Origin of the sequence: Rhizobium binae (assembly GCF_017357225.1) — a bacterium.
In the GTDB taxonomy this organism is placed as follows: Bacteria; Pseudomonadota; Alphaproteobacteria; order Rhizobiales; family Rhizobiaceae; genus Rhizobium; species Rhizobium binae.
Map to the genome: position 1 here is coordinate 59,063 of NZ_CP071606.1, position 22,265 is coordinate 81,327.

General features: G+C 60.0%; 25 protein-coding genes and 1 pseudogene. 9 read left to right on the forward strand and 17 right to left on the reverse strand.

Annotated features, from left to right (window positions below; translation table 11 throughout):
* The first annotated feature begins 14 nt into the window (after positions 1-14).
* The 6 genes from J2J99_RS24670 to lpdA are packed head-to-tail and all read left to right on the forward strand — an operon-like array spanning position 15 to position 7,300.
* Positions 15-1,202, forward strand: coding sequence for an acetyl-CoA C-acyltransferase (locus tag J2J99_RS24670; protein ID WP_168297441.1), 1,188 nt, complete (start codon positions 15-17; stop codon positions 1,200-1,202).
* Positions 1,203-1,219: 17 nt separating this feature from the next.
* Positions 1,220-2,353, forward strand: coding sequence for an acyl-CoA dehydrogenase family protein (locus J2J99_RS24675; protein ID WP_168297440.1), 1,134 nt, complete (start codon positions 1,220-1,222; stop codon positions 2,351-2,353).
* Between the two features lie 57 nt (positions 2,354-2,410).
* Entirely contained in the window at positions 2,411-3,643 is a 1,233-nt protein-coding gene (locus tag J2J99_RS24680; protein ID WP_168297439.1) for a 3-methyl-2-oxobutanoate dehydrogenase (2-methylpropanoyl-transferring) subunit alpha, read from the forward strand.
* Position 3,644: 1 nt separating this feature from the next.
* Entirely contained in the window at positions 3,645-4,658 is a 1,014-nt protein-coding gene (locus J2J99_RS24685) for an alpha-ketoacid dehydrogenase subunit beta (protein WP_168297438.1), read from the forward strand.
* 2 nt (positions 4,659-4,660) lie between these two features.
* Positions 4,661-5,899 carry a dihydrolipoamide acetyltransferase family protein gene (locus J2J99_RS24690; RefSeq protein WP_168297437.1) on the forward strand — a complete coding sequence of 413 codons (1,239 nt, stop codon included), beginning with the start codon at positions 4,661-4,663 and terminating at the stop codon, positions 5,897-5,899.
* A 3-nt stretch (positions 5,900-5,902) separates the two neighbouring features.
* Positions 5,903-7,300, forward strand: a complete 1,398-nt coding sequence (lpdA, locus tag J2J99_RS24695) for a dihydrolipoyl dehydrogenase (protein WP_168297436.1) — start codon at positions 5,903-5,905, stop codon at positions 7,298-7,300.
* Between the two features lie 97 nt (positions 7,301-7,397).
* Here lpdA and J2J99_RS24700 read toward each other — a convergent pair.
* From J2J99_RS24700 to J2J99_RS24735, 8 genes and pseudogenes are all read right to left on the reverse strand, one after another.
* A pseudogene (locus J2J99_RS24700) lies at positions 7,398-7,699 on the reverse strand (IS6 family transposase); the annotation flags it as partial.
* 67 nt (positions 7,700-7,766) lie between these two features.
* Complete coding sequence (locus tag J2J99_RS24705; protein WP_168297435.1) at positions 7,767-8,834, reverse strand: cyclic nucleotide-gated ion channel; 1,068 nt, start codon at positions 8,832-8,834, stop codon at positions 7,767-7,769.
* 338 nt (positions 8,835-9,172) lie between these two features.
* Positions 9,173-9,463, reverse strand: coding sequence for a type II toxin-antitoxin system RelE/ParE family toxin (locus J2J99_RS24710; RefSeq protein ID WP_168297434.1), 291 nt, complete (start codon positions 9,461-9,463; stop codon positions 9,173-9,175).
* Positions 9,460-9,705, reverse strand: coding sequence for a CopG family ribbon-helix-helix protein (locus J2J99_RS24715; RefSeq protein WP_168297433.1), 246 nt, complete (start codon positions 9,703-9,705; stop codon positions 9,460-9,462). Before J2J99_RS24715 ends, J2J99_RS24710 begins: the two co-directional genes overlap by 4 nt.
* Before the next feature lie 287 nt (positions 9,706-9,992).
* A complete protein-coding gene (locus J2J99_RS24720) occupies positions 9,993-10,703 on the reverse strand; it encodes an RNA polymerase sigma factor (protein WP_168297432.1) in 711 nt (236 codons plus the stop codon).
* Positions 10,704-10,739: 36 nt separating this feature from the next.
* Positions 10,740-11,060 (reverse strand): cupredoxin domain-containing protein, encoded by a 321-nt coding sequence (locus tag J2J99_RS24725; protein ID WP_168297431.1) that lies wholly within the window; start codon positions 11,058-11,060, stop codon positions 10,740-10,742.
* A 7-nt stretch (positions 11,061-11,067) separates the two neighbouring features.
* A complete protein-coding gene (locus tag J2J99_RS24730; protein WP_168297430.1) occupies positions 11,068-11,589 on the reverse strand; it encodes a DUF4142 domain-containing protein in 522 nt (173 codons plus the stop codon).
* A 99-nt stretch (positions 11,590-11,688) separates the two neighbouring features.
* On the reverse strand, positions 11,689-12,036 hold the full coding sequence (locus J2J99_RS24735; protein WP_168297429.1) for a DUF488 domain-containing protein: 348 nt from the start codon (positions 12,034-12,036) through the stop codon (positions 11,689-11,691).
* A gap of 203 nt (positions 12,037-12,239) precedes the next feature.
* Here J2J99_RS24735 and J2J99_RS24740 point away from each other — a divergent pair, with 203 nt between their 5' ends.
* On the forward strand, positions 12,240-12,419 hold the full coding sequence (locus J2J99_RS24740; RefSeq protein WP_168297428.1) for a hypothetical protein: 180 nt from the start codon (positions 12,240-12,242) through the stop codon (positions 12,417-12,419).
* A gap of 307 nt (positions 12,420-12,726) precedes the next feature.
* Here the strand turns inward: J2J99_RS24740 and J2J99_RS24745 are convergent, their stop codons facing one another.
* Together J2J99_RS24745 and J2J99_RS24750 are read right to left on the reverse strand one after the other, a co-directional pair.
* Positions 12,727-12,945 (reverse strand): tautomerase family protein, encoded by a 219-nt coding sequence (locus tag J2J99_RS24745; RefSeq protein ID WP_168297427.1) that lies wholly within the window; start codon positions 12,943-12,945, stop codon positions 12,727-12,729.
* A gap of 27 nt (positions 12,946-12,972) precedes the next feature.
* Positions 12,973-13,713 carry an SDR family oxidoreductase gene (locus J2J99_RS24750; protein WP_168297426.1) on the reverse strand — a complete coding sequence of 247 codons (741 nt, stop codon included), beginning with the start codon at positions 13,711-13,713 and terminating at the stop codon, positions 12,973-12,975.
* 102 nt (positions 13,714-13,815) lie between these two features.
* Between J2J99_RS24750 and J2J99_RS24755 the strand changes: the two genes are divergently transcribed.
* Entirely contained in the window at positions 13,816-14,709 is an 894-nt protein-coding gene (locus J2J99_RS24755; protein ID WP_168297425.1) for a LysR family transcriptional regulator, read from the forward strand.
* Between the two features lie 305 nt (positions 14,710-15,014).
* Here the strand turns inward: J2J99_RS24755 and J2J99_RS24760 are convergent, their stop codons facing one another.
* The 5 genes from J2J99_RS24760 to J2J99_RS24780 all read right to left on the reverse strand — a co-directional run bounded on the left by J2J99_RS24760 (position 15,015) and on the right by J2J99_RS24780 (position 19,337).
* Positions 15,015-15,275 (reverse strand): hypothetical protein, encoded by a 261-nt coding sequence (locus J2J99_RS24760; protein WP_168297368.1) that lies wholly within the window; start codon positions 15,273-15,275, stop codon positions 15,015-15,017.
* Between the two features lie 379 nt (positions 15,276-15,654).
* Positions 15,655-16,041, reverse strand: a complete 387-nt coding sequence (locus J2J99_RS24765; RefSeq protein WP_168297424.1) for a GFA family protein — start codon at positions 16,039-16,041, stop codon at positions 15,655-15,657.
* Between the two features lie 473 nt (positions 16,042-16,514).
* Entirely contained in the window at positions 16,515-17,276 is a 762-nt protein-coding gene (locus J2J99_RS24770) for a slipin family protein (RefSeq protein WP_168297423.1), read from the reverse strand.
* A 28-nt stretch (positions 17,277-17,304) separates the two neighbouring features.
* Positions 17,305-18,708: an NfeD family protein gene (locus tag J2J99_RS24775; RefSeq protein WP_168297422.1), complete on the reverse strand. Its 1,404-nt coding sequence runs from the start codon at positions 18,706-18,708 to the stop codon at positions 17,305-17,307.
* Positions 18,709-18,833: 125 nt separating this feature from the next.
* A complete protein-coding gene (locus J2J99_RS24780; protein ID WP_168297421.1) occupies positions 18,834-19,337 on the reverse strand; it encodes a hypothetical protein in 504 nt (167 codons plus the stop codon).
* A gap of 258 nt (positions 19,338-19,595) precedes the next feature.
* On the opposite strand from J2J99_RS24780, the gene J2J99_RS24785 reads away from it, so the two are divergent.
* Positions 19,596-20,114: a tetratricopeptide repeat protein gene (locus tag J2J99_RS24785; protein WP_168297420.1), complete on the forward strand. Its 519-nt coding sequence runs from the start codon at positions 19,596-19,598 to the stop codon at positions 20,112-20,114.
* Positions 20,115-20,323: 209 nt separating this feature from the next.
* Here J2J99_RS24785 and J2J99_RS24790 read toward each other — a convergent pair whose 3' ends face one another.
* Entirely contained in the window at positions 20,324-20,893 is a 570-nt protein-coding gene (locus J2J99_RS24790) for a hypothetical protein (protein WP_168297419.1), read from the reverse strand.
* Positions 20,894-20,954: 61 nt separating this feature from the next.
* Positions 20,955-22,259 (reverse strand): ATP-binding protein, encoded by a 1,305-nt coding sequence (locus tag J2J99_RS24795; RefSeq protein WP_168297418.1) that lies wholly within the window; start codon positions 22,257-22,259, stop codon positions 20,955-20,957.
* Positions 22,260-22,265: the final 6 nt, after the last annotated feature.

Genomic DNA, 22,265 nt, shown 5'->3' on the forward strand with positions numbered 1-22,265 from the left:
CCGAAGGAGGAAAGATGGTTTTGCAGGATCCCATCGTCATCGTCGGTGCAGCACGCACCCCGATCGGCAGCTTTCAAGGCGAACTGAAAGACGCCACCGCACCCGAGCTTGGAGCAGCGGCGATCCGCGCAGCACTTGAGCGCAGCCGCGTCGCCGCCGAGGCGATCGAGGAGGTCGTCTTCGGCTGCGTGCTGCCGGCGGGCCAAGGCCAGGCGCCGGCGCGACAGGCGGCGATCCATGCCGGCTTGCCCTTCGGTACCGGGGCCAGCACCGTCAACAAGATGTGCGGCTCGGGCATGAAGGCGGTCATGATGGCGCATGACCAGCTCGCCACCGGCAGCGCTTCGATCGCGATCGCAGGCGGCATGGAAAGCATGACGAATGCGCCCTATCTCCTCGACAAGGCTCGCGGCGGCTACAGGCTCGGCCATGGGCGTGTCGTGGATCACATGTTCCTCGACGGGCTGGAGGATGCTTATGACAAGGGGCGCTTGATGGGCAGCTTCGCGGAGGATTGCGCCGAGGCCTATCAGTTCACGCGCGAGGCGCAGGACAGCTACGCCATCGCCTCGCTGACGCGTGCACAGAAGGCAATCGCGGACGGCTGTTTCGACGGCGAGATCGTGCCGGTGACGGTCAAGTCAGGCAAATCAGAGCAGGTGGCGAGCCGCGACGAACAGCCGGGCAGGGCGAAGCCAGACAAGATCCCGACGCTGAAACCCGCCTTCCGCGATGGAGGCACGGTGACGGCAGCCAATTCCAGCTCGATCTCTGATGGCGCGGCAGCCCTGGTGCTGATGCGCCGCTCCGAGGCCGAACATCGCGGCCTGACGCCGCTCGCCACCATCCTCGGCCATGCCACCCATTCGCAGGCGCCCAGTCTTTTTGCCACCGCGCCGATCGGCGCGCTGCAGAAGCTCTCCGACCGGACGGGTCTGGCACTCTCGGATGTCGACCTCTTCGAAATCAACGAGGCCTTCGCTGTCGTCGCCATGGCGGCGATGCGCGATCTCGACCTGCCGCATGAAAAAGTAAACGTACATGGCGGCGCCTGCGCGCTCGGCCATCCGATCGGTGCTTCGGGAGCCCGCATCCTGGTGACGCTGCTTGCGGCGCTCGCGCGTTACGACCTGAAGTGCGGCATGGCTACGCTCTGCATCGGCGGCGGCGAGGCGACGGCCGTCGCCATCGAGCGGCACTAGCGGGGAGGGGGAGCAACATGATCCTTTCCGAACTCCAGCAGCAGATCTCGGATCTCGCCCGCGATTTTGCCCGCGACCGGCTGGCGCCGGGGGCGGCGAAGCGCGACCGGGAGCATCTCTTCCCGCGCGACGAGCTGAAGGAGATGGGCGAACTCGGCCTGCTCGGCATGCTGGTGCCGGAAACCTATGGCGGCTCGGACACGGGTGTCATCGCCTATGCCGCAGCACTCGAGGAGATTGCCGCCGGCGACGGGCCCTGCTCGACGATCATGAGCGTGCACAGCTCGGTCGGCTGCGTGCCGATCCTGAAATTCGGCACAGAGGAGCAACGGCAGCGCTTTCTGCCGAAACTCGCAAGCGGCGAATGGATCGGCGGCTTCGCGCTGACCGAGCCGCAGGCCGGTTCCGATGCCTCGAACCTGAAGACAAGGGCGCGGCGTGACGGCGACCACTACGTGATCGACGGCGCCAAGCAGTTCATCACCTCTGGAAAGAACGGCAATGTCATCATCGTCTTTGCCGTTACCGATCCCGATGCCGGCAAGAAGGGCATCACCGCCTTCATCGTACCGACGGACACGCCGGGTTACGAGGTGATCCGCGTCGAGGAGAAGCTTGGCCTGCATTCCACCGATACCTGCCAGATCGCCTTCAACGCCATGCGTATCCCTGCGGATTTGAGGCTCGGTGCGGAAGGCGAAGGCTATCGCATCGCGCTTGCCAATCTCGAAGGCGGGCGGATCGGCATCGCGGCGCAGGCGGTCGGCATGGCGCGGGCGGCCTTCGAGGCGGCGCGTGACTACGCCAAAGAGCGTACCGCCTTCGGCAAGCCAATCTTCGAACATCAGGCCGTTGCCTTCCGTCTTGCTGACATGGCGGTTCGCATCGAGGCGGCGCGCCAGCTCGTCTTTCACGCGGCTTCTCTCCGGGAAGCGGAGCTGCCCTGCTTGTCGGAAGCCTCGATGGCCAAGCTCTTTGCCTCGGAGATGGCCGAGCGCGTCTGCTCCGATGCAATTCAGATCCACGGCGGCTATGGCTACATGGCTGATTATCCGGTCGAGCGCATCTACCGCGACGTGCGCATCTGCCAGATCTATGAAGGGACGAGCGACGTGCAGCGCATGGTCATTGCCCGCAATCTACAAGGATGACATCCGGCCCGCTTCCGGGGAGGGAGGCAGGGTCGGCAAAGGGAGGAAAGAAGAAACATGGTGGATTCCGCTCGTCTGAGCCTGCACGTCCCCGAACCCGCCGTCCGACCGGGCGGCCAGCCTGATTTTTCCAACGTCAAGATTGCCAAGGCCGGCTCCGTGCCGCGGCCGGAGGTCGATGTCGCCTCGGAGGACATTCGCGATCTCGCCTATTCGATCATCCGCGTCTTGAACCGCGACGGCGAGGCGGTCGGTCCCTGGGCGGGGTCGCTCTCCGATGAAGAGCTGCTGACCGGGCTTCGCAACATGATGAAACTGCGCGCCTTCGACGCCCGCATGCTGATGGCCCAGCGCCAGGGCAAGACCTCCTTCTACATGCAGCATCTCGGCGAAGAGGCCGTCAGCTGCGCCTTCCGCAAGGCGCTGAACAAGGGAGATATGAATTTCCCGACCTATCGCCAGGCGGGCCTCCTGATCGCCGATGATTATCCGATGGTCGAGATGATGAACCAGATCTACTCGAACGAGAGCGATCCGCTGCACGGCCGGCAGCTGCCGATCATGTATTCCTCCAAGGATCATGGCTTCTTCACCATCTCAGGCAATCTCGCCACCCAATATGTGCAGGCCGTCGGCTGGGCGATGGCTTCGGCGATCAAGAACGACAGCCGCATCGCCGCTGCCTGGATCGGTGACGGTTCGACGGCGGAATCGGATTTCCATTCGGCGCTCGTCTTCGCCTCGACCTACAAGGCCCCTGTGATCCTCAACATCGTCAACAATCAGTGGGCGATTTCGACCTTCCAGGGCATTGCCCGCGGCGGTTCGGGGACTTTTGCCGCCCGTGGCCTCGGCTTCGGTATTCCGGCGCTCAGGGTCGATGGGAACGACTATCTCGCCGTTCACGCCGTCGCCCGCTGGGCGGCCGAGCGGGCGCGGCGTAATCTCGGCCCGACGCTGATCGAACATGTCACCTACCGCGTCGGCGCCCATTCGACCTCCGACGACCCGAGCGCCTATCGGCCGAAGACGGAATCGGAAGCCTGGCCGCTCGGCGACCCCGTGCTCCGGCTGAAGAAACATCTGATCGTCAAGGGCGCATGGTCGGAGGAGCGGCACGTGCAGGCGGAAGCCGAAATCATGGACGAGGTGATCGAGGCGCAACGCCAGGCGGAGGCGCACGGCACGCTGCACGCCGGCGGCAGGCCCTCGGTGCGCGACATTTTCGAGGGGGTCTATGCCGAAATGCCGGCGCATATCCGCCGCCAGCGGCAGAGGGCGGGGTACTGACATGGCCAGGATGACGATGATCGAGGCCGTGCGCAGCGCCATGGACGTCTCGATGGCGAAGGATGACAATGTCGTGGTGTTCGGCGAGGACGTCGGCTATTTCGGCGGTGTCTTCCGCTGCACCCAGGGCCTACAGGCAAAATACGGCAGGACGCGCTGCTTCGATACGCCGATCAGCGAGTCCGGTATTGTCGGCACGGCAATCGGCATGGCAGCCTACGGGCTGAAGCCCTGTGTCGAAATCCAGTTCGCCGACTACATGTATCCGGCCTATGACCAGCTGACGCAGGAGGCGGCGCGCATCCGCTATCGCTCCAACGGCGATTTCACCTGTCCGATCGTCGTGCGCATGCCGACCGGCGGCGGCATCTTCGGCGGCCAGACGCACAGCCAGAGCCCGGAAGCCCTCTTCACCCATGTCTGCGGGCTGAAGGTGATCGTTCCCTCCAATCCCTATGATGCCAAGGGGTTGCTGATCGCGGCGATCGAGGATCCCGACCCCGTCATGTTCCTGGAGCCGAAACGGCTCTATAACGGCCCTTTCGACGGTCATCACGAGCGGCCCGTCACACCCTGGTCGAAACACGAGCTCGGAGAGGTGCCTGACGGCCATTACACCATCCCGATCGGCAAGGCCGAGGTCCGGCGCGCCGGGTCTGCGGTGACGGTCGTTGCCTATGGCACGATGGTGCATGTGGCGCTTGCCGCGGCCGAGGATGCCGGCATCGATGCCGAGGTGATTGATCTGAGAAGCCTGCTGCCGCTCGATCTCGATACGATCGTCAAATCGGTCACCAAGACCGGGCGCTGCGTCGTCGTCCATGAAGCGACCCTGACCTCGGGCTTCGGCGCCGAGGTCGTGTCGCTGGTCCAGGAACATTGCTTCTATCATCTCGAAGCGCCGGTCGTGCGTGTCGCCGGCTGGGACACGCCTTATCCGCATGCGCAGGAGTGGGACTATTTCCCCGGCCCCGGCCGCCTCGGGCGGGCGCTTTCCGAAGTCATGGAGGCCTGACCATGGGCGAATTCATCATCAAGATGCCGGATGTCGGGGAAGGGGTCGCCGAGGCCGAGCTTGTGGAGTGGCACGTGAAGGCAGGAGATCCGGTGCGCGAGGACATGGTGATCGCCGCCGTCATGACCGACAAGGCCACAGTCGAAATTCCCTCACCCGTCAGCGGCACCGTCATCTGGCTTGCCGGCGAGATCGGAGACCGTATCGCGGTCAAGGCGCCTTTGGTGCGGATCGAAACGGTGAGCGATGTTGGCGAGGCTACGCCTGCGCAGATCTTGCAGGCGCCGGCTGCCGCACCGGCCAAGCTCGAAGCTGCGCGGCCCGGGCCGGTCGCTCCGCCTGCGCCGGCACCCGCGGCGGCGCCCGCCGAAAAGCCGCTTGCCGCGCCGTCCGTGCGGCTCTTCGCCAGGGAAAACGGCGTCGATCTACGGCAAGTGCAGGGCACGGGGCCTGCGGGACGCGTCCTGCGCGAAGATGTCGAACAGTTTCTGTCTCAGGGAGCAGCGCCCGCAACGCTAAAGAATGGTTTCGCCAGAAAGACGTCGACCGAAGAGATCAAGCTGACCGGACTGCGCCGCCGTATCGCCGAAAAGATGGTGTTGTCCACCTCGCGCATCCCCCACATCACTTACGTGGAAGAAGTGGATATGACCGCGCTTGAGGAGCTGCGCGCCACGATGAACCGCGACCGCAGATCGAGCCACCCGAAGCTGACAGTGCTGCCTTTCCTGATGCGGGCGCTGGTCAAGGCCATCTCTGAGCAGCCCGAGGTCAACGCCACCTTCGACGACGATGCCGGCATCATCACGCGTCATGGTGCCGTGCATATCGGCATCGCCACGCAGACGCCGGCGGGTCTGACCGTCCCGGTGGTGCGGCATGCGGAAGCCCGGGGCATCTGGGATTGCGCCGCCGAGATGAACCGGCTGGCCGAAGCGGCTCGTTCGGGGACCGCGACGCGCGACGAGCTCTCCGGCTCGACCATCACCATCAGCTCGCTTGGCGCGCTCGGCGGCATCGTCTCGACGCCTGTTATCAACCACCCCGAAGTGGCGATCATCGGCGTCAACAAAATCGCCACGCGCCCTGTCTGGGACGGCGCGCAGTTCGTGCCGCGCAAGATGATGAACCTTTCTTCCAGCTTCGATCATCGCATCATCGACGGCTGGGATGCGGCGACCTTCGTGCAGCGCATCCGTACGCTCCTCGAAACCCCGGCGCTCATCTTCATCGAAGGCTGATCCATGAAAGAAATTGTCTGCAAGCTCCTCGTCATCGGCGCCGGCCCGGGCGGCTATGTCTGCGCAATCCGCGCCGGCCAGCTTGGCATCGATACGGTGATCGTCGAAGCCGGAAAGCCGGGCGGCACCTGCCTGACGGTCGGCTGCATTCCCTCCAAGGCTTTGATCCATGCGGCCGAGGAGTTCGCTGCCACGCAGAAGATGCTCGACGGCAAGAATCCGATGGGCATTCGCGTCGAAGGCGCCTCGATCGATCTTGGCAGGACGATCGCCTGGAAGGACGGCATTGTCGGCAGGCTGACAGGCGGCGTCTCGGGTCTCTTGCAGAAGGCACGAGTCAAGATTGTCCATGGCCGGGCTCACTTTCGCGACGGCAAGACGGTGGAGGTGGAGACGGAAACCGGCCAGCAGATCATTCGCGCCGAGACCGTGGTGATCGCCACCGGCTCCGATCCGGTGGAGCTTTCCAACTTGCCATTCGGCGGCCGCGTCATTTCCTCGACCGAGGCGCTGTCGCTGACGGAGCTGCCGAAAAAGCTCATCGTGGTCGGCGGCGGTTATATTGGCCTGGAGCTTGGAATGGCCTTCGCCAAGATGGGTTCGGAAGTGACGGTGGTGGAGGCGACGCCGCAGGTGCTGCCCCTTTATGATGCCGAACTCGTCCGCCCCGTCATGCGCAAGCTCACCGAAAGCGGCATTAGGGTCCTGACAGGCGCGAAGGCGATGGGCCTTGCCGACAATGGTGAGGCATTGCTTGTCGAAACCTCCGATGGCCGGCGAGAAAGCCTGCCGGCCGACCGCATTCTCGTGACCGTCGGCCGGCGGCCGCGAACGGCGGGATCAGGCCTCGAGGAGCTCGATCTCGATCGCGCCGGTCCCTATCTCAGGATCGATGATCGCTGCCGCACCTCGATGCGCGGCATTTATGCGATCGGCGACGTGACCGGCGAGCCGATGCTGGCCCACCGGGCCATGGCGCAAGGCGAGATGGTGGCGGAGATCATCGCCGGCAAGAAGCGCGCCTGGGACAAGCGCTGCATTGCCGCCGTCTGCTTTACCGATCCCGAGATCGTCAGCGCCGGTCTCTCGCCGGCGGAAGCGCAAGCGCAAGGCTATGAAATCCGCACCGGCCAGTTTCCGTTCAGCGCCAATGGGCGGGCGATGACGATGGTCTCGGAGGAGGGCTTCGTGCGCGTCGTCGCCCGTGCCGACACCAACGTCGTGCTCGGCCTGCAGGCGGTGGGGGCAGGGGTTTCCGAACTGTCGGCGGCTTTTGCCCTGGCGATCGAGATGGGCGCGCGGCTGGAAGACATCGCTGGCACCATCCACGTGCATCCGACCCGCAGTGAAGCGGTCATGGAAGCGGCGCTGAAGGCTTTGGGGAGCGCTTTACATATCTGAACCTGATCACGTATGGCAGCGTCTGGCGATTTCTTCTCGCAGGGTGCCGAGAAAACCGCTCTGTTAGTTGATCTGGTCAATACGGTGTGTTTTGAGCACCTGCAGCATCTCGCCAATGTTCGAGCTGCAACTTCTTGATCGAGACAATGATCTCATCGAGATGCCACTTGTCGGCAAAGCTGCCGCGCGAGCGCCGGCGAAGACGATGCGCGAAGTTCAAGCCAAGTTTCGCCACCCACTCGGCGACGGTCTGAAACGAGACGTCAATTTCGCGCTTGGCAAGCAAGTCTTCGACATCACGCACACACGGCAGAACCGATAATAGAGCCACACCGCATGGGCGATGATTTCGGCTGGAAAACGGTGGCGGCGGTTGCGCCTGGCCGAGAATTCGGTCATGCATCACAAGATGCCATCTCCGTGGCCATCAAACTCTTAAGGCGACGCCACCGCTATCAGGCTTGGACTATTCCTTCGGCGAGCCGACCCGCCGCTCCAGCGCCGTCTTGCGGATGGTCTCCGCGATCTCCGGACTACTGCTCGACAACATCTGGAAATCCACAGCGTAGAGCGACAGCAGCGATACCTCGGTTGCAGCTCTGACCGTCGCTGAGCGAGGTTCGCCACTGATCAGCGCCATCTCGCCAAAGAAGTTGCCGGCACCGAGTTCCACTGGATGGTCGGGTGTCGCCACGATGACCCGTCCCTCGACAATGAAGAACATCTGATCGCCAACATCGCCCTTGCGGCAGATCACGGCTCCTGCGGGGACAATGCGCGGTCGCAGCGACCGAACGATCTCGATCAGTGCAGCGGAACCAAGCTTCTGGAACAGGGGTACGGCAGCGACCAATTGCCAGTTGCGAACGAAGTCTTGGCGGCGAACCTCTTCGTAGAAGCCGGTGGCGAGGATGCCGGCCCAAAGAGCAAAAATACCGATCCCGCTCATCATCACCAATCCGGCTAGAACTCGACCTGCAAGGCTCTGCGGGATCTCGTCACCGTAGCCGGTCGTCGACAGCGTCACGACCGCCCACCACATCGCTTGCGGAATGCTGCCGAACCTATCGGGTTGGACGTCTCGCTCGATGAGATAACCGGCCAACGCTGCGCCAAAAAGAACGATGCCGAATACCGACGTCACGCCGAGCAGATTGCGCGATTCATTCACGACCACCTTTGCCAGCAGCCTGAAGAACGTTGAGTCGCGCAACGGCTTGAGAAGCCAAACTGCGCAATAGAGGTCCCGATCGCGGGACCCAACGAACAAGAATGCAGCAGCCGGCACCAGAACCGCGAGCAAATCGATCACGATGGCCGGCATCCCGCCCGACAAACGGTGTCGCCGAGAAAGCAATGTGCCGCTCAATTGGAGGACATAGGCCAGCCAAATTGCCGCAAGTAGCAGCTCAAGGACAAGCCTCTCCTGTCCAGTAAGGCCCTGCGCCGTCAGTGCGGCAACGACCAAGAGACCGATTGTAGCGAACAGCGCGGTGAACGGCGTCGAAATCTTTGAGAACGGCACTGCCGACATTAGATACTCCCAACCCCCGGCCTTCGTCGACAATAGATACCTTCGGACCACACGCAAGGGAATGGGGACTGATGCAACGTGTCTTCGCCCCAAAGAATTTGGCAGCCGGAATCGCGTTAAAACATCTCATAGGGAATGTAGATCATCCCGAGATGCTTGCGATCGGCCCCATTTCAGTCATTCTGCACCGCGCTAAATGTTTGCTCCAGTCAACTCGTTTCACAGCGATCGAGCCAGGAATCCGACGGATCGCAGGTTCGACTCCCTTCAACGGCAAAGGAACTGCTTCCGCATTTTGCTCGGTCGCTGCTGGGATACGGTCCACTGGACATGGTCACTTACAGCCTCGTAGGCCATTTCTGAGAAGAGTGCATCACGGTGATGATTTCAACATCCTGACGAACCCTATAGGGTATGATGTAGGGAATGTCGGACAGTACAAGTTCACGCGTGCCTGCGATGCGACCGACACGTCCTGCTGTAGGCAGATCTACCAGCATATCAACTGACGCTACGAGACGAGCGATAACCCGGGCTGCAGCATCCGGGTTGTCATGTTCGATATATGCGCCGATCTCGTCCAGCCGTCGCACCGCCCGAACAGTCCAACGGATGCGCCTCGCCTTCATGACAGAGACGTCGTCTTGATGTATTTGCTGACCACGCGTGCGACGTCATCGTCACTGGCAAAATCGCCCCGGTCTGCGTCGGCAATTCCGGCCTCGATCTCTGCGAGCTGCCATTCCTCACGTGCTATAAAATCCTCAATGGCCTGCGCAGCCATATATGAGCGGGAACGGTGGAGCTTCTGAGCTAGTTGGTTTAGGCGCTCGGCTACGTCGTCAGGCACGCGAATTGTGAATGCTGTCATGAATATTCCCTTTCCAGTTCATTATGAATGTAAGTGAACCACTTTGGTTCATCAAGGTTCATTTCTGATCAGGCGCCCGCATTCCCGATTTCCTTGTGCGGCATCCAAGAAGGTTTGTATGGCGTGCAGCCGCGAATTGGGGATGCGTGCATTGTGTAATGACAATGCCTTTGCAAATCACTGTAAAGATATTGTCGTTACGCTACATAGGTGCAAACAGGAGCTTGCCATGCCGACCTCACACACGAGCAAAGGCTCGGATACAAGCGTACCGCTGAATATGCGCATCAAGCCTGGGACCCGAAACTTGCGATGACGCGATCGCCCATGGAGGCGCAACGGGCGCCGTCGAAGGGAAACAGCGCAGAGAATGCGCCGGAGAGCTGTTTCTCGATCGACTGGCGCATCAGCTTGCGCGCCCGATGCAGCCGCGTCTTGGCGGTTTCGGGTTTGATGCCGAGATAGGATGCGGCCTCCTCCGTGCTCATGCCCTCGACCTCGCGAAGCACGAAGATGGCGCGAAATTCATCCGGAAGGTCGTCGACGGCCTGTTCGAGAAGATGCCGCGCCTGGCTTCGCGACAGCTCGCTTTCCGGATCGGTTGCGGAGAGCGAGGAGGGGAACTGGAGGACTTCGCCGCCCCGCGATGTCGTCTGCATGTCGATTTCCTCAAGCCCGGTGGTGTTCTTTCGTGCGCGCACGCGGCCCAGTGCTTCGTTAAGCGTTATCCGGGTCAGCCATGTCGAAAGCTCGGCCTCGCCCCGGAATGTCGCCAGATTGGTGAAGGCCTTGACATAGGCGGCCTGCACGACGTCTTCCGCTTCCCAATCGCTGCGGATGATGGCGCGCGCGGTGCGGAACAGGCGTTGGTTGTGACGCTGGACAATGGCGCGGATGGCGGGCTCGTCACCCTGCTTTGCGAGGGACACGAGCTCGGCATCGGGGAGTGTTGATATGTTCTGCCGGCGTCGCGCGACCGGAACCGCAATGGCTGTCATGCAAATCTCCGCATTGCTTTGGATCGGAGCGCGGCCTTACGGCCGGACGTCCAGTTTGCCCGTCATCGCGGGATGAAAGCGGCAATAGAAATCGACCGCTCCCGCCCGGCCGACCGTCATCCGCGCCTCCGATTTCGGCGGCAGGTCGACATCGAAGCTCTTGTCGCGAGCCGTCGCCGTATGCCGGAATATATCATCGTTTCGCCAGACGATCACATCGCCGACATGCAGCTTGGCAGGCGGCGCATCGAATTTCATGGCTGCGATGTTGACCTGATATTCCGCCGCTGAGGCGACTCCGCTGCTTGCCCAGAGCAGCGCCAACAACAGCGGCGGCAATTTCGTCAGCGATCTCATCGCAGGCCTATTTGATCATCGAAGCGAGATGCTCGGCATGCGTCTGGTGTTGCTTGAACAGGGTCAGGCCCGTTTCCAGCAACGATTTCAGCTCCTTGTTCTGAGCGGAAGGGATCAGTACCTTGGCAAGGGCATCGTTGACCGACTTGTGATAGGCGACCTCGTTTTCGACATAGGCCTTGTCGAAGGCTGCGCCGTCGAGCGCGTCAAGCGTCGTCAGTTCCTTGCTCGCCTGGGTCGAGAGCGACTGGCTGATCTCGTTGTCCTCCGGCGTCACTTTCAGCTTCTTGACGAGGGCGAGCGCCTGGTCGTTGACGGCCTTATGGTCGCGCTCCATGGTTTTTGCGAATTCGATAACCTCGGTATTCTTGCTCTTCTTCAACGCCTGCTCCGCGGCGGTGACATCGATCTGCCCGGCCGTATAGGCGATATGGGCGATCTGAGGGTCGGTCGGCTTGGCGTCGGCAGCGATTGAGGCCGTGCCGAGCGCCGCCGCGATGCAGGTTGCGGCGAGCATTCGTTTCAACATGATCTATCTCCTATGTCAGATGGAAGCGAGCATTGGATGCAGATAGATCGAAAAGGTTCCCGGGTATTTTCGAAGCGGAAATGGTTGCCTATCGTGGGTTCAGTTTTCCCTGATGAAGCGCTGAAGTACGATCGCATGATTGTGGGCCTGATCTTTCGCCGCATAGAGAAGTGTGGCGTCCGAGTGCCCGATCCGGCGTTCGAGCTCTTCCACGGCCGATGAGTTCTTTTTGAGCTCCTCACGGTAGCGGCGCTGGAATTCGCTCCATTTGGCGGGATCGTGGCCGAACCATCGGCGCAGCGCCGGACTCGGCGCGATGTCCTTCAACCAGGCATCGACGGCCGCCCCCTGCTTCTTCAAGCCGCGCGGCCACAGCCTGTCGACCAGAATACGCGTGCCGTCCTTGTCTTCTTTCGGCTCGTAGATTCGTTTGATGCGCAAGGCCATTTGCTACCCGCTATGAAGGTAGTTCCGAAAGAATACGCCGATGCAGGATTTGGTTCCACTCACGGCACTGGCCGCGGGACCGCGTCATCGAACTGCATGGCGGCGGGCACTACACGCTCACTAAGGCGACCGACATCCTCGGCAGTGCCATCGGCCGGAAAGCTGTTTACCAGACTGTGCCATACGCGGATGCCCGCGCGGGCATGATCGCAAGCGGCATGTCGGCGAGTTTCGCGGACGCGCTGATCGAGACCGCGACGAGCTTCAACAATGGCGAGCGCTGGGCGCTTGAGGGGCCAGGTCCGCGCAACACCACCCCAACCGGCTCAAAGGCATATGAATGCGGCATTGAGGTGAACCGCTGCGCGCCGGCCGCCGCCTAGTCGTTGAGTAAATCGCCAGGCGGAACAGGCTCGAAGCGATCCCTTTCGGCTTTGGGACCGTCTGCATGACGCTGATTTTTCCTGGCGCGAGTAAACCGGGACGGCTGCAACAGTCGACACGGTCGTTGGATTTCTTTTCTGTGTTATGGCCGGCTTTCCCTGCCGGCAGCTCTCTCCAGATTAGTGAAACCCATCTTTCTTCAGCGAGCGGCCACGAATTCATCAGCTCTACGAGTGATTGCCGCCACTGTGCCCAGGGCGGCGAACTGGTGCGGAACCTCCGCACCAGTTCCGATCACTCCCGGAATCAACTGTCTTCTTTGACGCGATAGGCATCCGGAAGGATGAAAATCTCGTCCGCACGCCCGTAACCGCCGTCCTTCACTTCCTCGATCAGCACCATTGTGTGTGGCCGTGCCGCCTCGGTGAAATACTCTACCAGCATGTCGGTGGCGCGGTGTACGATTTCTTCCTTCTGGGAGCGGCTGAGCGCGCCTTCGGGGGTCTTTATGTTAACGAATGGCATGGGACTCTCCTTTCTTGGGGTTCTGCTTCAGATCATGCCGCCATTGGCGCGTAGTACCTGGCCGTTCACCCAGCCGCCTTCGGGACCGGCGAGGAAGGAAACGACCGAGGCAATGTCATCCGGTTGGCCCAGGCGCCCCAGCGGAATGGTACCGATGATTCTCTGGACCAGGTCGTCGGGCTTGCCGGACATGAACAGTTCGGTCTCGACGGGGCCGGGCGCGACCGCATTGACGGTAATGCCGCGCCGGCCGAGTTCCTTCGAGGCGACGTGCGTGATCGCCTCGACGGCCGCTTTGCTTGCCGCATAGATACCGTAAGTCGGCCCGTAAGCGCCGACGACGCTGGACGAGAAATTGATGATGCGCCCACCATCGCGGAGACGACGGGCTGCTTCGCGTACGGCGCGGAATGTCCCTGTGAGGTTTATGGCGATCTGCTGTTCGAAGCTCGCGTCGTCCATATCGGCAATCGGAGCCAGCCTTATGATGCCGGCATTGTTGACCAGGATATCAGCCCCGCCGAAGCGCTCTTCGGCCGCGGTGAACAGATCGGCAGCCGCGGTCGGACCGCTTATGTCAGCCTGCACCGCGAGAGCCTTCCCACCGCCCATTTCAATGTCTGCGACGACCGCATCAGCCGCCTGACGGCTGCTTGCGTAATTCACCACGACGGCGATGCCGTCTTTCGCCAGCCGAAGCGCAATGGCTCGGCCGATGCCTTTCGATGCGCCGGTGACGATAGCGACGCGCTGTCCTTTGATGGTCATGGCACCTTTCTCCTATTTGACGGAACAGGAGATATTGCGGATGCCTCGTCAGAACAATCTGCTAACATTTGACAATAGAATTCGGCTGTGGTGAATAAAGGCATGGATCGGCTTGACCGCATGCATCTATTCATCCGGATCGTCGAGCGGCGTAGCTTCGCCGCGGCGGCGTCCGACCTTGGCCTTGCCCGTTCCACGGCCACCGAGGCGATCAAGCAGTTGGAAGACGATCTCGGCGTTCGGCTTCTCGAGCGAACCACCCGGCACGTCGCGCCGACACTGGACGGCGCGGCCTTCTACAGGCGATGTGTTGCGATCCTCGCGGAGGTAGACGAGGCGGAAAACGTCTTCCGTGATATGCAACCGCGCGGCCTGCTGCGCGTCGACGCCCATCCCTTGCTGACACGCACATTCCTGTTGCCGCGGCTCAATGAGTTCCTCGATCGTTATCCTCTGCTGGACCTTCAGATCGGGCAGGGCGACCGGCTGGTAGATCTCGTCAGGGAGGGTATTGACTGCGTGATCCGCGCCGGAGAGATTGCTGATAGCGGCCTGATCATGCGCCGCCTCGGTTTGATCGCTGAAATCACCTGTGCCAGCCCAGCCTATATAGCGAAGCACGGAATACCACGCTCCCCCGCCGCTATGGAGGGACACCGCGCCGTTGGTTTCATATCGTCCCGCACCGGGCAGATCATGCCGCTCGAGTTCACGGTCGGCAGCACTGTCCGCTTCGTAACCTTGCCCTGCCGGCTAACGGTCAACAACTCCGACACGATGTCCGATCTCGCCCGCCTCGGCTTCGGCCTGATTCAGGCACCGCGTTACCGCCTGCAGCGGGATCTGGACGAGGGGACGCTGGTCGAGGTTCTCGCCGACTTTCTTCCCCCGCCGACACCGCTTACCGCGCTCTACCCGCAGAATCGCCAGCTTTCGCCGCGGGTGCGGGTCTTTCTCGACTGGGTCGTCGAACTGTTCTCCGAAGCAGACTTGTGACGGTTCGGGGTCGCGACGATCACCCCTCGATCATCATCTGATGGTTTTCGTCTTCCAAATGCTATCCGTGAGATGATGGCCGCAGGATCAGCGGTCGCAAGATACCTTAAAAGGCCGGCCCCCCACAAAGACGGAGCGAGTGAATATCATGCAAGGCTTCCAAAAGGGCCGTCCGGTTCAGCGGATGGATTATCGGAATCAAGATGAAAGACCTCACTCACCATAAGAGTCATCTTCACCTCAGATGAGCTGCAGACGTCTGGCAGACCTGTACGTTATCGCGGCCGCCGCCTACAAGCGATCCGTTACAGGGTCCATGGAACCAGTTCGCCAAGCCTCGGCGGCCACAGTCCCAGAGCGTCTTTTACCGCAATCGGCAACGCGTCCCTCTGCCTTACTAGGAGGGCTTGATGAATGGCGGTTTCGAGAGGTTCCGCCTCGCCTTGATGAGGTTGGCCTCTGATCGCCAGTTCGCCGGTTGTCCTGACTTCGTCGCCCGCGACGACGATCACGTGCCCCGGATAGGCCGAGGCGGTTTGACTATCCACCAGGTCGAATCTGCGCATCTGTTCCCCTATTCCCTGTCTTCGGCGTCTGTCACGGCTTCCGAAAAAATCTCGGATCGCACCTCCTCGATGGTTTTTCCCGCCTCTCGGTGCGCGACTATCGTTGCAATAGTCGCATAAGCCTTCGGATCGCTTCGGCTGATCGCCGAACGCCTGCACCACTCGTCGAGCAGGAGGCTCACAGCAACATGCTCACGTGCGTCCGTCTTCGGGGCTTCCGGAAGCCGATGGAAGACAGGACTTACGAACCCGATGAGCTTCAGGCCTATCGCAGTGGCTGAAAATATCATGTCGTGATACTAATTCATTTTTGGGTGTGAGGAAACTGATAATACCGTCAGCGGTCTGCACCGGCTGGGCGAGCGAAGCGTCGCGGGAGTCAGCCTGCACCGGGCAGGTTGAATCCCACCCACCCCAGGCGCCTTTCCTCGTAGACGCTTTGTGTCGGAATTAGAGAAGCTGGTTCGGCGAAGCATCCCAATGCGACCGCGACGAGATTCCTCCGGAACTCGGGCATCCAGTAGACCGTCGACCCGCAGTCCGGGCAGAACCGAAATTCGATCGATCTCCCGCTATCGCCCGATCTGGAATAACTGTTCGACACTCCGGAAATTGTCAGGTCTTTCTTGTTGAAGAAGACCGCCACCCCGAACGCACTGCCGGTGCGACGCTGGCATGCCTGACAGTGGCACGCGGAGATCTTGACGACTTCTCCATCGGCCGCGATCGAAAGCTGGCCACAGGAACAACTGGCCTCTCGTTTCACTGTCTGCTCCCCATATTCCGTGGTTTGTCGCCGCCGTTGCGATCCGTCCGGCGGTGGCCTTGTTTCTCGATCACCCAAACCCAATGGGTCGCATCAGTTTCATGTCTGAAAAAGCGAACTCTCGCAGCCGCAATTCGGAACATATCGCATCGTCATTTCAACTCGAAGTGCTTTCCTCAAACGCAACAGGCGGATAGCACGTCGGGCGCCCACAACCACCTTGGACCCCTCAGAATTCCCCGCTAATCGGCTGACTGGCCACTATCTGCTGCTAGGACGCGGACTCGCAAAATGAGGCGACCCATACTCTTGCGGCCACAAGCTTGCGTGCGGCCATGTAGTTGTCGGCGCAGCGGTCATATCGTGTTGCTAATCCGCGCATGTTTGATGCGACTATTTCTCTTGAGCGTAGCCTGATTTTGCTTTCAACGTTGAAATCCAAGCCTGCATCAATCAAAGCCAGTGCCGTACAATCACTTCGGCTTAATGGCCATCAGATTGCCCAACTCCATCGGGAAGGGAAATAAGATCGTCGAAGTTTTCTCGTTCGCGATGACGTTCAACGTGCTCAAGTAACGAAGTTGCATCGCCTCCGGTTGCTTGGCCAGAATTTCGGCCGCTTCCAGTAGCTTGGCTGCAGCTTGCTGTTCGCCCTCGGCATTGATAACTTTTGCGCGGCGTTCGCGTTCGGCTTCCGCTTGGCGAGCAATCGCACGGATCATCGACTCGTTGATATCAACATGTTTGATCTCGACGGTGGCTACTTTAATCCCCCAAGCATCGGTCTGAGAGTCAAGGATTTCCTGAATATCCGAGTTGAGCCTGTCACGTTCTGCCAGCATCTCATCGAGGTCGTGCTTGCCAAGCACGGAGCGCAACGTCGTCTGCGCAAGTTGGCTTGTCGCCATCATGAAATCCTCGACCTGTATTGTCGACTTCTCGGGGTCAATAACCCTGAAATAGATCACCGCACTGACACGAACCGAGACGTTGTCATGTGAGATGACGTCCTGGCTCGGGACATCGAGTACGCGCGTGCGCAAGTCGACTCGGATCATCTGCTGCACATAGGGGATGAGCAGAATCAAACCGGGTCCCTTGACTCCGGTAAAGCGACCAAGTGTGAACACGACGCCGCGTTCGTATTCCCTCAGGATCTTGACCGCCGATGCGAGGATGGCGACCAAAATGACAATGATCACCAAATAGAAGGCAAGATCTGCAAACATATCCATGACTCCTCCTCCTGCTTCCTGAGCGCCGTTAGGTGTCCTTTGGATGGCTGGCGACTTCGAGCGCCAGTCCGTTGCGGCCGATCACGCTGACAAGATCACCGGCAACAAGGGGTTCGGCGGAAACCGCCTTCCAGCGTTCGCCATGCGCAATGACATACCCCGTGAGCCCCGTCCAACTCTCAACCTTACCGGAAATGCCAATCATCTCCTCTGCACCCGTGGCAACCTGGCGCAAGCGCGAGGTGAATGCCAGGCGAGCAACGACAAGGCTAAAGGCAAGAATCGCAAATGCGATTGCGCCGAGTAGAGGGCGTGACACTTCCAGGCCGGGTATGTCGGTATTAAACAAAATGGTTGCTCCAAGGATCGCGGCTATCCCGCCGCCGATGCCCAAAGCGCCGAAGCTTGGCGAATGCGCCTCAGCCACAGTCAATCCGACGCCGAGGAAAATAAGCCCAAGGCCGGCAAAACTCACCGGCAGCAATGCCAGGGCATAGAGACCGAGGAGGAGGCAGATGCCGCCGATCGTGCCAGGAAGCATTGTCCCGGGTGCGAGAAACTCGAAGATCAGGCCGTAGATACCGACCATCATCAGGATGATTGCGATGTTCGGATCGGTAATGACGGAAAGCAGGCGCGTGCGCCAGTCAGGCTCGAATTCCTGCACGGCCAAACCGGCGGTATCGAGCCGGACGTCCGTTTGGCCGACCCGCACCATGTGCCCTTGTGCCTTTGCAAGGAGATCGGCGACGTCAACTGCCATGAAATCGATGGCGTGTTCGCGCACTGCCGCTGTCGATGAAAGGCTCGCAGCTTCGCGGACAGCACGCTCTGCCCAGTCGGCGTTGCGATTGCGCAATTCCGCAAGCCCGCGAATGTACGCGACGGCGTCGTTAACGGCTTTTGCCTCGCTGGCATTGTCTGGAGCCTCTGCCTGCTTGCCACCAGGTTCGCTCGGCTTCTTTTCGGGTTCCTGATCACCGCCGAAAGGCTTTGCGCCGAGCGCGATTGGTGTCGCCGCACCTAGATTGGTCCCAGGGGCCATTACCGCAATGTGGCTTGCGTAGAGAATATAGGTGCCGGCGCTGGCAGCCCGTGCCCCGCTTGGTGCGACGAAGCTCGCGACAGGCACCGGTGAGGCAAGGATCGCGCGGATGATTTCCCGCATTGAGGTGTCAAGGCCACCCGGTGTGTCCATTTGCAATATGATCAAGACCGCTCCACGCTCGCCAGCACGCTGAATGCCTCGTACCACGTAGTCAGCTATCGCGGGGCCAATGGCGCCGTTCACCTTGAGGACGACAGACGCGCGGTCAGACGCCGACGGTGCGCCGAAGCCCCAAGCCGATAGCAGCAAAAACAACAAAGTGAAGATTGGCGGTTGCCATCGCCAACAGCTTAATCCCCGCGTGACAATCTGCGGAACGTACATAATTCGTTTAATATATGTCGGAAATTACAAAGAAAAAGAAAGAGGGGTCTCATGTTTACGAACAAGCGAGGAACGCCGAGACTCTGGCGATTGCTATTGCGCGAGAGCGGTTCGGCTCCTTTGCATCACGCCGATATAACCCGCTTGATGATTGTGAGATGGCAGCAGATGCACGCCGCTAACACGGATATAAAAAGGAAGGCGCCAAGCGGTGAGTACGACAGCGGCAGGAACGACCAGTCGCCTCGTTGGAGCTGAGGCATCGCAACGTCGGAAAGACCGGCCTGCGCAACTGCTGCCCGCCCCATCGCCAGACCGGTCGCGAACAGCGCGACATGGGCATGGATGAATCCTGACCGGTGGTGTCGTTGCGGTTGCAAAGCCACTCGAATCCCGAAAATCGATGCAAGCACCAGCAGGACCATGGCGCTCCAAATTCCAACGCCGGGTACTGCCAAAAGCAGATAGATCGGCTCGCGCATGACAGGAAGAATTGTCATATGCAGCCACCAGGCGGACGCACTTGATGGGTAGCTTTCCAAGAGCGGCATGCTGAGGATGAAGATCGATGCTATCGCGTAAGCCAGCGATGGGCCAAGTCGCATCAGGGTGAAAATAGCGATCCGCATAAGGCGCTCCATCCTTTGACCTGACGAACAGGGTAGGCAAGGCTGATTAATTTTCTACTCTGAGAATCAGCGGGCACATGGTACCAACTCTGAATGGTTGGCGTTTACCATGTTGGCGCGTTCCGGCGAAGACGGCATCTGTCGTTTTTTTGCGACAATTTGCCCAAATTCTTGAGTTGTTAGCTTTTTTTTACGATGATTCTCGGGGGACGCATCCGAATCTCAGGTAAGAATGTCTGATGGGGGAGCAAATTGCCAATGTTGCAGATCAGAGCCGGGACTAAATGCATTGCGATTTTGATAGCGGCTGGCGCAATTTTGGCTGGTTGCCAGTCATCCAGCGACGGTCTCGCGGCTTATGGCGATAGTGCAAAGACCCTTGAGGATGACTCTGCCGTCGCCTTCTATAAGAACGACGAGTTGATCACCAACGGGAAACTGCAGTTTCAGGAAAAGAACTACGGAAAATCCTACGCCATTTACAAGCGAGCTGTTGACGTTTTCCCGCAGGATCCGGCCGCCTGGCTAGGCCTTGCGGCCTCGGCCGATATGGTTGCCCGCTTCGATACCTCCGACCGCGCCTACCAACAACTGGCGCGAATGATCGGCAATACCCCCGTCTACTATAACAATATCGGATATTCTCACCTGTTACGCGGTGACTTGCGCACTGCCAGACGGTACTTCCTGAAAGCCTATGAGCTTGATCCCGGAAACGAAGTCACTGCCCGAAATCTCGAATTGATGAAGAACAGCGTCAATTACGCTCAGCGGTGATAGGCTTTTGAGCGATCGTCTGCATCGAGATTAGCGCCCCATTGGGAGCGTCGGGCGGCGCCCTGGCAGAGTCCGCGATCACTTTAAACATGTCGCGCGAAGTGTGCGGCGGTTTTGCGTCATCGAAATGCGAGAAATAAAGAGCTCGGGCGCAAGAGCGAATCTGAAAGATCGCGGCGCGCTTTAGAGATTTCGCTGATGTCGTTTGTTTACCGTGCCTTCCGAAGTATGAGCTGGCCTTCCGGCGAGAGTGTTCTTTCGTAACGCGGCAGGTCACTGACAGCAATTCCCGCGGCTTCTATCGAGGTAAGACTGCTATCTCGAGTTTCCGCTGGCGGCGCACTGGGTGAGCGTGCGAAAAATTGTGCCGGTTCCTTGCCGGGTGCGCTCAGGACCAAGGCTGAACCAAAGCCTGTTCCGCCAGTGACGTTCCGCGTCCGTTCATTCATCGAAAGCACAGCCTTTTGCAGGCTTTCCATCTCTTGCCTGATAACTGCGAGTTCGTCGGCCTTGGCGTTGCTCGCGATGTTGCCCGACTGCTTTTCCATTTGCCCTTTCAGGCCATCAATGGACCTTTTCAGCGCGGCGATGGTCTCGCGGCTCTCGCGAACATCCGCCGAGTTTTTGGCCGTGTAGATGAGAACGCCGGCATTCACCGGCAAGAGCATGAGGAGCAGGCCGACGAGGACCGGGTTTTTTGCGGCTCTCGGTTCAGCTGTTCGCAAATTGCTCGGTCTCGCGCCGCCTACTTCGCCGTCAATGCTCGGGATGCTGGTCATTCGTTTACTCCCCCGTTAACTGGATGGAATCGGGACGCCGTGCTCAGCGCCAAATCCGCAATCATTCCGACGTGAATACACCTTCCCATGCCCGCTCGAGCATATCGAGCGAAGCGATTCTCGCTATACCGTTGAAATCGCAGTAAGATCCGACGAAATCCAAAAGATACTTCGGATGATAGCAAGAGGCTAGCACATCGCCGTCATACTTGCGATCGTAGAACAGGTTCAGGTCTGGATCGCAGACAGTCAATCCGGTGGCGCTCGCATAGGACTTGAAAATTCTGATATATTCGTCGCGCGACGGAGTGTTCACAAAGATCTTGTACTTGAGGCGCCGCAATCCCGCCTCGTCGGAAAGGTCCTTCGGTGCGATGTTCGTCGAAAACACGACCAGCTCGTCAAAGGGAACCTTGAACTTCTTGCCGGTATGCAGCGTCAGGAAGTCATAGCCGCGCTCGAGCGGCACGATCCAACGATTGATCAGCGCCTGCGGCGCCACCTGCTGGCGCCCGAAGTCGTCGATGATGAAAACGCCGCCGGACGCCTTCAGATGGATGGGCGCTTCGTAAACATTTGGTCCCGCGTTGAAGGTGAGATCGAGCTGGTCGAGGGTCAATTCCCCGCCCGTCTTGATCACCGGACGGCGGCATTCGATCCATCGTTGATCCGCTTTCGGATGGGATTCCGTGGCAGCCTCCGATACGGGGTGATGCACGGCTTCATCATAGAAACCGATGACATGGCCGCCGACCTCGATGGCATAGGGCACCCAGATGGTTTGGCGAAACAGTTGTGACGTCCGCTCGGCGATGCTTGTCTTTCCGTTTCCGGGTGGCCCGTAAAGCAGGATAGAGCGACCGGAGTTCAGGGCCGGGCCGAGCTTTTCGACAAGCGCGTCTGCGAGCACCAGCCCGTCAAGGCTCTCGGTCAGCCGCTCTGGGGTGACGCGCTCGTCATGGATGGACTGCAAAGAGATTTGCCGGCAGAACGCATCCAGAGACACTGGCGCCGGTCCGACATATTGGCATTGACGCGACGCCACGTGGGCATATTCGAACCCCTTCATTGACAGCGCATATCGAACATCGGATCGTACATCCTCACCAGCCAGGCCGCGAGCCTCGAGATAGGCGAGTTTCACGAGTTCCTTGATCAGGATATTGACGATCACTTTCGGCAGTTTCATGCGCTCAGCCAGATACGATGCCGTGATCGTATCCTGCTCGGCCGCACATTTTGACGCCAGCCGCAATAGGAACGACGGATCCAGTCCCGCTTGTTCTATGCTCGCCGGTGCCACCGGCATACGCGGATCGAAGGAAATGATGGCGTGGTTACGATTCTGTTCGAGCGAATGCTGCATACGACC